The organism is Paenibacillus sp. HGH0039 (assembly GCF_000411255.1).
Classification (GTDB): domain Bacteria; phylum Bacillota; class Bacilli; order Paenibacillales; family NBRC-103111; genus Paenibacillus_F.
In genome coordinates this window covers 2805233-2814573 of the sequence record NZ_KE150413.1, presented here as the reverse complement: position 1 = coordinate 2814573, position 9341 = coordinate 2805233, and the positions used below count along the sequence as shown (strand labels likewise).

General features: G+C 49.0%; 8 protein-coding genes. 5 read left to right on the top strand and 3 right to left on the bottom strand.

Annotated elements, in window-relative coordinates:
* The first annotated feature begins 33 nt into the window (after positions 1–33).
* The 4 genes from HMPREF1207_RS27145 to HMPREF1207_RS27130 are packed head-to-tail and all read left to right on the top strand — an operon-like array spanning position 34 to position 4467.
* A complete protein-coding gene (locus tag HMPREF1207_RS27145) occupies positions 34–1005 on the top strand; it encodes a hypothetical protein (protein WP_009674849.1) in 972 nt (323 codons plus the stop codon).
* 40 nt (positions 1006–1045) lie between these two features.
* Positions 1046–1762, top strand: coding sequence for a thioesterase II family protein (locus HMPREF1207_RS27140; protein WP_082211344.1), 717 nt, complete (start codon positions 1046–1048; stop codon positions 1760–1762).
* Between the two features lie 21 nt (positions 1763–1783).
* A complete protein-coding gene (fabD, locus tag HMPREF1207_RS27135; protein ID WP_009674832.1) occupies positions 1784–3064 on the top strand; it encodes an ACP S-malonyltransferase in 1281 nt (426 codons plus the stop codon).
* A 14-nt stretch (positions 3065–3078) separates the two neighbouring features.
* Complete coding sequence (locus tag HMPREF1207_RS27130) at positions 3079–4467, top strand: M20/M25/M40 family metallo-hydrolase (RefSeq protein WP_009674821.1); 1389 nt, start codon at positions 3079–3081, stop codon at positions 4465–4467.
* Positions 4468–5324: 857 nt separating this feature from the next.
* Here HMPREF1207_RS27130 and HMPREF1207_RS27125 read toward each other — a convergent pair.
* The 3 genes from HMPREF1207_RS27125 to HMPREF1207_RS27115 all read right to left on the bottom strand — a co-directional run bounded on the left by HMPREF1207_RS27125 (position 5325) and on the right by HMPREF1207_RS27115 (position 7694).
* On the bottom strand, positions 5325–5933 hold the full coding sequence (locus tag HMPREF1207_RS27125; RefSeq protein ID WP_009674838.1) for a TetR/AcrR family transcriptional regulator: 609 nt from the start codon (positions 5931–5933) through the stop codon (positions 5325–5327).
* A gap of 18 nt (positions 5934–5951) precedes the next feature.
* Positions 5952–6803, bottom strand: coding sequence for a CPBP family intramembrane glutamic endopeptidase (locus HMPREF1207_RS27120; RefSeq protein ID WP_036740404.1), 852 nt, complete (start codon positions 6801–6803; stop codon positions 5952–5954).
* A 345-nt stretch (positions 6804–7148) separates the two neighbouring features.
* Entirely contained in the window at positions 7149–7694 is a 546-nt protein-coding gene (locus tag HMPREF1207_RS27115; protein WP_009674841.1) for a cupin domain-containing protein, read from the bottom strand.
* A 162-nt stretch (positions 7695–7856) separates the two neighbouring features.
* On the opposite strand from HMPREF1207_RS27115, the gene HMPREF1207_RS27110 reads away from it, so the two are divergent.
* Entirely contained in the window at positions 7857–9221 is a 1365-nt protein-coding gene (locus HMPREF1207_RS27110) for a D-serine ammonia-lyase (protein WP_016424192.1), read from the top strand.
* The last annotated feature ends 120 nt before the right edge of the window (positions 9222–9341 follow it).

Genomic DNA, 9341 nt, shown 5'->3' with positions numbered 1-9341 from the left:
ACCAACACTATGAGCCTAAGGAGGCGGCGAACCATGAAGCTGTCGATGGAAAGGAAACCGTTTAACGAGTTTTGGATGAACTGCATGCTGAACCAGGCGTTTTCTATTGCGGTGTCGGAGGAGCCCAGCTACAGGGATGCGGCGTATTTGAACATTTACCGGTACTATCCTTGGGAGGCAGCAACGGACAAGGACTTCCGCTATCCGACAATTGACACGCTGTATTATATGGACGATCCGGCCAGATTCCCGCTGTCGCAGGTGATCCGCTATATCGAGCCCGGTCATTTCCGCAGCATGGAGACGGTGCCGGATGAAATCAGGGCGATGCTGGAGGGCGGACGCAACTTGAGCGTAAACGTCGATTTGTATGACTGGCTGCCGGGCAGCATGGCCTGGAAAAAGTTTCATTGGTATCATTATTCGCTGTTTAACGGATACGACAAGGAGCGCGGCACCTTCTACGTCATTGACGATACGCTTGCCGGCTACGAGGAGCACGAGGTGCCCGAGGAAAGGCTGCTCAAGGCGTACGGCAACTCGGAATACAACGTGAACCCGAGCTATTTGGGGCCTGCCTTCTACGTATATAACCTGCAGGAAAAGATTCAGCCTTACGAGTTGAAGTTGACTGAAGTGGTGGAAAATGCGGAGCGGCTGGCGAGGGAGCTTGGCGAGTTCTCAATAGAGGGTATGTGGAATGTAGATTCCGACCCGGAGAAGAAGCAAGCTCATTTGACCTATGGCCTTGTCGGCGTCAACATCATTTGCAACCGGCATATCGCCAACATGTCGCTGCTCCGCTCCATGCGGGAGAAGAGGCTGATCGGCGAAGCGCTGCATGAGTCGCTGTCCGGTCAGCTTGGCGCAGTGAGGGACGGATGGGATCTGGTGAAGGACCGCTTTGTGACGGGGGACTTCGAACGCGGCAGAGAGCTGGCGCTCGCGGACGATATGTTCGCGAAGGAAAAAGCGTTCTGGTCCACGCTTGTCGCCGGCGCTTAAAGGCCGCTTGCGTCAACATGTTACCCGGGAGGCGAGCGTTATGACGATATCTTTAATTTGTTTGCCCTATGCAGGAGGCTCCGCACAAGTGTATAAGCGCTGGACGAACCGGCTGCATCCTGGCGTGCGTCTGGTGCCGGCCGAACTGGCGGGCAGAGGAAGCCGCATGGACGAGCCGTTCTATGCCGACGCGGCGGAGGCCGTGCGGGATTTGCTGCCGCTGGTGCGGGAGACGGCGCTTGGCTCCGATTCATATGCTTTATTCGGCCACAGCATGGGCAGCCTGCTTGGGTATGAGGTGCTGCATGCGCTGCGGGAAGAAGGATTCCCGCTGCCTGCGGCAGTCTTCCTCTCCGGCAGAGGGGCGCCGCATTGCGAGCAGAAGGAGACTCGCCGGACCCATATGCTTCCGGATGACGAATTTCTCGAGGAACTGAAACGGCTCGGTGGCATGCCGGGCGAGCTGTTCCGGCATCGGGAGCTGCTGGATATGTTTATGCCGATCCTAAGAGCCGACTTCAAGCTTGTCGGCGAATACGAGCATCGAATGCGGCCGCAGCTGCCGCTCCGGCTCACCATCTTGAGCGGCAAGGATGACGGCAGCGTCAAAGGCCCGCTCGGTGAATGGGAGCGTTATGCGACGGGAGGCTGCGAGCTGATGCCGTTTGAAGGCGGACATTTTTTCCTGCATGAGCGGGAACGCGATGTTGTAGCGGCGATAAACAAAATGCTGACCGAGGCGCCTGCCCCGATCTGACCCTGAGGAGCGTGATGGAAGATGCTGAACAAACATGCGATATGGTTTCCCGGTCAGGGCTCGCAGCGCGTCGGAATGGGAAAAACGCTGAGCGAGCGGCTTGCGGTTGTCAAAGCGACGATGGAGGAAGCGAACGAAGCGCTGGGCATGCGTCTTGACAGCCTGATGTATGAGGGACCGATAACGGAGCTGACTCGGACAGACAATGCCCAGCCCGCCATTCTTGCGCTTGGCGTGGCGATGTACCGCGTCTACAGCCGGGAATGGGGATACCTACCTGCGATGGCCGCCGGCCACAGCCTGGGCGAGATTACCGCTTTAACCTGCGCGGGAGCCATAACGTTCCCGGATGCGCTCAGGCTCGTACGCCGCCGCGGCGAGTTGATGCAAGGGGCAGCCGCTGCCGGAATCGGCGCGATGGCCGCCGTGAACGGTCCGAGTCCCGATGTTGTCGCCAAAGTATGCTTGGAAACCAGCGCAGGCTTCACGGACGGAAGCCGTATTGTCGTGGTATCGAATATGAATTCAGCGCGGCAAACGGTGATTTCGGGCCACAAAGAGGCCGTCCATGAAGCGTCCGAAAGACTGTCCGCCCAGGGGGCCGCAGTCATTCCGCTGCAGGTAAGCGCACCGTTCCATAGTCCGTTAATGGCGCCGGCGGCAGCGCAATTTGCCGAAGTGCTAAGCCGCGTCTCGTTTGGAGAAATGGATTTTCCCGTAGTTTCCTCCTTGACGGGGCAGCCGTACGGAAATTCGGCGGAGATCGCGGGTATGCTGGCAAGGGGATTGACGGACCCCGTCAATTGGCCGGCGGTCCTTGCATTTCAGAAGAGCATTGGCGTTGCCGCTGCCGTGGAACTGGGTCCGGGCAATGTATTGAAACGGCTGGCTCCACCCTACGGACTGCGCGTATTCGCTTTTGACGACAAGGAGGATGAGGCGCATTTGGTTGACGCAAGCCGGCAAACGGACGCTTATTCGATTGAACTGCTGAATCGTTGTCTGGCTATCGCCACTTGCGTCCGCAACCGCAACTGGAACGCGGCTGAGTATGAACAAGGCGTCGCTTTGCCTTACCGCGGCGTGCAGCAGTTGGTCGATCGGCTGCGGGAAACGGGAGAGCAAGTGGAAGAGGCGCATGTTCGGCAAGCGCTGGCGATGCTGGAATCGATGTTTCGCACCAAAGGCACGTCCGCCGAAGAGCAGGAGCGTCGGCTTGCAAGACTGCAGGGTGAGTTCGGCCTGCGCGGCTTGCCGGGCGTTTCTCCTGCCGACCGACCATACGCGGGCAGTCTATTATAGAAAGGAGCGGGGGCATGGGTATCCGGCTGGCTAATGACGAGTTGGATCAGGATGGAGTCGAACGCCCCGCGGAGCTGCCGTCTCCCGTGGAGATTTTGCAGACATTGATCCGCTTCAATACAACAAATCCGCCGGGCGAGGAAGCCGCAAGCATCATGTATATCCGGCAACAGCTTGAGGATGCGGGCATTGAGACACGGATCTGTGCGCTTGATCCGGCCCGGCCCAATCTGCTGGCCAGGATGAAGGGCAGCGGGGAGGCACCGCCGCTGCTGCTGTACGGGCATGTCGACGTCGTTGGCGTCGACAAGCAAGCCTGGAGCCGCGACCCGTTCGGGGGCGAGATCCATGACGGCTTCGTCTGGGGGCGGGGCGCGCTTGATATGAAAGGCGGCGTGGCAATGCTCGTATCGGCTTTCCTACGCGCGCATGTCCGCAAGCTGCCGCTGCGCGGCGATCTCATTCTGGCGATTGTCAGCGACGAGGAAGCAGGGGGCGAATACGGGGCTTCCTTCCTGGTAGAGCGGCATGCCGATTATTTTGCGGGCGTAAAGTATGCGCTCGGCGAATTCGGCGGCTTCGCGTTTCATGCGCTGGGGAAAACCTTTTATCCGATTATGGTGGCGGAGAAGCAGCTATGTTGGCTCAAAGCGACGATTCGAGGAGACGGAGGCCACGGCTCCATGGGCAAGTCGGGAGCCGACTGTATGGCGCAATTGGGGAACATGCTTCAAACGCTTAGCAGGAATAAGCTGCCAATACGTGTGGTACCAGCGGCCCGGTTGATGATTGAAGGCATGGCCGCCACGCTGCCGCTGCTACCGGGACTGCTGTTGAGAGGGCTGCTGCGTCCCCGGCTGGGCGGCCTCATCCTGAAGCTGCTGGGGGAAAAGGGCGGGACGTTCGCCCCGCTTCTGCGTAATACGGTCAGCGCGACCGTCGTTCGCGGCGGCGAGAAAATCAACGTTCATCCAAGCGAAATTACGGTCGAGCTGGACGGCCGAACGCTGCCGGGCGTCACTCCGCAGCAATTTATGGACGAGCTGCGCAGATTCGCGATTCATGATTCGATCGGGCTGGAAGTGCTGCGCCATGACCCATGCGCCGCGGCTCCAGACATGGGGATGTTCGGTTTGCTGTCCGATGTGCTGAAAGAAGCGGATAAGGAGGCCGTTCCGGTGCCGATGCTGCTGCCCGGAGGAACGGACGGAAGATTGTTTGCGAGGCTCGGCATCCAAACCTATGGTTTCCTGCCCATGCCGCTGCCCAAGGACATGCAGTTTACCAAACTGATTCATGCGGCGGATGAACGTATTCCCGTAGAAGCGGTGGGGTTCGGCACGGATGCGATTTACCGGGTGCTGGAGCGGTACGGAGCGCAGCCGCTGTCATCGGATGGTTAGAGCAGCTTGCCATGCACATGCCGTTATCGTTGATCGATGCAAGGAACATGCAAATTGTGCATAGAAGAGAAGCGCAAGTTCAAGGCGACTCTCGCTGGGGACTGATCCCATAGCGGGAGACAAATAAAAGCACCTTCAAGAAAAAGCTTCCATGTCGTAAGATGTGGAGGACAATTTTGGAGGTGTTTTTGTATGGGGAACAAGAGTGAGCTATCCGTTGGAAGTGAAGATGCAAGCGATACAAATGCGATTGGAGGGTGTCACCGGGGGCGAGGTTATGGGAGCGGTTAAACATCCGAAACAGGTCCCAATTAACAAACAGGATCAAATCAACGGGAAGAGTGATGACTCTTACGGGAATGCTTGATAATAAAACATCCCCCCCTTGCCTCAGCTTGCTCTAGAATCGTTTTATCGCTTTTGATAGTTCATCTTCATTTTTTGAACTCATTGAAAAAAATATAGTTTACATAATATATGTTATGTTTTCTATAGGTCCAGGAGATACTCACGCATGATTTTTTAAAAAGTAGAGAGCATTTCCACAACATTTTAATGTGAATACTTGTTACCATTTCCAAAACACGATATTCGTTTAATAGAATCTTACATTCGCTACAGTCAAATGCGCTGGGCGATCAGGGGATAGTCCCGTTGCTGGAGAAGGAAGGATTTAAAGTGGAAAGGCAGTAGCATTAAGATCATTCACCGCTCACGCTTGGCGCGGCTTTTATTACGCACATATTTGTGAAAAACCATCTAACCTAGCAATGGTTTTTGATATGCTCTGAGATCCGGAATAGAATCATGTACTTGCCATCCGAGGTGTTGCATGAAAGTAAGTATGTTCTCATTTTTCAGTTGGGATCATCAATCGATATTCCCTTCAAAAGCAGTTTGATCGCCTTGACATGAAGGGCTGCATATTCTTCCCCGCTTAATTTCGGCATCGTTAGGCAGAGCTGCGTTGCGCCGGCTATTGTGGACATTACACCGAAACTCAATGTTTCGATATCTTCATTAATAAAAACGCCCTGGTCGATCCCTTTTTGGAGCACCTGTTTTATTGCACGATAGGCTGCATCTGTGATCTCTCTCAATGTAGCCAATGCTTCGGATTCACTGGAAAGTGTTCTGGCATACTCTTCGAGCGCGTGGAGTAATGGACTTTCACAATCTCTTCCGAATAAATCAGCCATTTCAAGCAACTGCTGGCTGGGAGAGTTGGATTGCTCGGCCAAATGAAGCCACTTTTGTGACATTTGTTCCGAATGCTGGGTAAGCAATTGGAGAAGGAGCACCTCTTTGTTTTTAAAATGATGGTATAAATTTCCTTTGCTCATCTGTGTCAAGGCACATAAGTCGTCCATTGTAGCCCGATCATAACCTTTTTCAATAAATAACAACTTCGCATGGTTTAAAATAATCGTTTTTGCTTCTTCTGCCGGCAACCGTCTTCTGCTCATAAGCTCCTCCAGGGAACCTTACAAACGGTTCCTCTTCTGTTTGAAAAATTGAAAAGCGCTATATGAAATAACGATAGCAAAAATCCCAAAGAATGCAAACCTCATATCTAACGCGTGGCGGTAAACAATACTTTGCAATCCCATGTTATCCAAAGCCGATGATCCATATCCCCAAATAGATGTATTGAAAATGTTCGTGGCAAAATGAATCCCGACGGGAGCGGCCAGCCCATTGGTGTGGTAAGCAACGACTCCCAGAAAGAATGCTCCTTGCAGGTAATACAACGGTCCAAAAATTCCGTAGTTTAGCATTTCGGGGTTTAGTCCATGGATCAGGGCAAATGTCAGGGAAGTGAGGAGGATGGACCAGAATACACCGCCTCTTAATGATCTGAACATACGGTACATATATCCTCTGAACAAAATCTCTTCAGCAGCACTTTGAATCAAAATCAAAGGTGCAGTAACAAGCAGTACGCCTAACCACGGAAGCGGATTGAAATGAAGCGTAAAGGCTTGAGGATGCACGGCGATATCGACAAGTAAATACAGGATAAGTGCCATTACGTACAGTGAAAAATAATTCACAAACTTTCGGTAATTAGGCCTTTTACCTTCAAACAAAAATGCTTTAAAACGAATTTTGAAAAAATATCTGGTAACGATGCAGACTCCGAGAATCAGGAAAAAAAAGGACAAATAGAGCGTGATCAAACTAGGTAATCCTGAGCGAGTAGCGGGAAGTAAAGCATTCATTAGATCTAACCATAATAAAGTGCCTCCTTGCCAAATAATGAAAATGACGATAAGCCCTGCTAAAGATTTGAAGCTGAATGGTATCGGCGGTTGGAGCCCATAATTTTTTTCCATGAGATGCACCCCATTCTCATTGCACTTACCGACTACACAGTCGGTAAGTACAATATACTTATCCGCGATAGGTCTGTCAACCCAATGACAACAACTCATATTTCATCACTTAGCGCTTGCAGAGAAGATGGACAGAAAAGTATCATCCTCGAAACCAGTAAAAAAGCACTCATCAGAGTGCTTTTTTACCTATATATTGCATGAAAAGAATATCCAAGTATTAGTAGGGAGATATTCGGCGAGCTTACCCCGTTAACTGGCAGGGATCGGGGAACCGGATTCTATAGAGTATCACACGCGGCTATACGGAGGATCTATGAGTACCGCGTATTCGTATAAGCAAAATTAAAAAGCTGGTGGAGTCACCGAAAAAAGTATCGCAGCCTGTTCATTAAAATTATTTTCCCATTTATGCTTCATTTGTGCTGGTATTTTTACACTATCACCAGGTTCCAATATGTATTCTTCATCGTCTAAAAACACTTTAATTTTCCCCTCCAATACAAAAGCAACTTCTTCTCCTTTATGCTCCATCTGTTTCTCAGATGAAGCAGTGTTCGGTGGAAAATTCATAATGGCTGTTGCCAGGTTTCCAGTAAAATCAGGCGAAACTAGCTCATAAGATAAGTTTTCAATGACCATTTTCTTTCGGTTATTAGATCTAACCACTAAATCAACCGTGTTTGTTTCCTCAATGAAAAAACTAAATGTAGGAACTTCTAGAGATTTCGCTAAAACCTTAATAGTCTGAATAGAAGGGTTTGCCAAGCCGCGTTCGATTTGGCTCAACATGGAAGGCGTTATTTCAGCTAACCTTGCTAATTCTCTAGCACTAAAGCCTTTAGCTTTTCTATATTTTTCAACCTTTTTACCGATATCTATATTTTCCATTCCAATGCACCCCTTGACAATCAGTCGTTAATCATGATTAAACAATATTAATTCTGACTTAACAGCAGAAGTCATCTGTGTTAAACTGTACTTAACATATATTAAATTTTATTTTACCTGGTTTTGATGACTATAATCAAGTCAATGAGGGGGATCGCCAAAGTGAAAGAGTTTGAATTCAGAGAGCTGCAAACATGGAAAGCACACTATCCTTTACTAAACAAACTCATTTCGACGAAAGAATTAGTGTGGTTAAATCCTAATCTTGAAAAGTTTGAAACAGGAATTAAAAAATCCCCCCTTACTCAAGATGATGTAAGGGATGCAGAGGAAAGATTGAAACGTTTTGCTCCCTATATTGCCAAGGTTTTCCCGGAAACAAAAACAATGAATGGGATAATAGAATCTCCTTTAAAGAGAATTCCTTCCATGAAACAATCCTTAGAGCAGAATTATCAACAACCTATATTAGGTGAATTATTGCTTAAGTGTGATAGTCACCTTCCTATATCGGGGTCTATAAAAGCAAGAGGCGGAATTTATGAAGTTCTCAAACATGCAGAAGGATTAGCTCTTCAACATCAATTGTTGACGATTCATGATGATTATTCCATTTTAGATAGTGATAAGTTTCGAACATTCTTCTCGCAATATTCAATCGCGGTAGGCTCGACTGGAAATTTAGGACTTAGCATAGGCATAATGAGTGCGAAGTTAGGCTTTAATGTAACCGTTCATATGTCGGCTGATGCAAAACAATGGAAAAAAGACCTGCTTCGAAACAAAAATGTTCATGTAATTGAATATGAATCGGATTATAGTAAAGCAGTAGAGGAAGGTCGGCTCCAAGCAGACGGTGACCCTTCCTGTTATTTTGTAGATGATGAAAATTCTCATGATCTGTTTTTAGGATACGCAGTAGCAGCATCTCGATTAAAAAAACAATTGGAAGAGTTAGAGATAACAATTGATGAAAATCATCCTTTGTTTGTTTACCTTCCATGTGGAGTAGGTGGTGGTCCTGGCGGTATAGCTTTTGGATTGAAGTTATTGTATCAAGATCATGTTCACTGTTTCTTTGCAGAACCTACCCACTCTCCATGTATGTTACTTGGTTTAATGACTGGACTTCACGATAAAATTTCCGTACAAGATATTGGGATTGATAATGTAACAGATGCTGATGGGCTTGCTGTCGGAAGACCATCCGGATTTGTGGGTAAAACCATAGAACCGTTTCTAAGCGGTAATTATACGGTGAGCGATGAACAATTGTATACGTTATTAAAGGAACTAATTGATACAGAGGGAATTCATTTAGAACCTTCAGCACTCGCAGGTATGATAGGACCCATTAAATTAAGTAAAGAAGGAACCGATTATTTACTCAAGCATAATTTAACGAAAAAAATGAGTAAGGGTGCTCACATTATTTGGGGGACTGGCGGAAATATGGTTCCTGAAGAAATGATGAGGTACTATTATCAAAAAGGATTGAATTTAACACAAACAAAAAAGAACCCCTAATTGGGACTCTTTTTTGTTATAGGTTATCTATGGAAGAGCAACCTAGGTTGGAACTTTTTGGGGCTAAAATTTGTCATTATGGTAAATGTTCCTTGAAATACACAATTCCCGAATGTTACA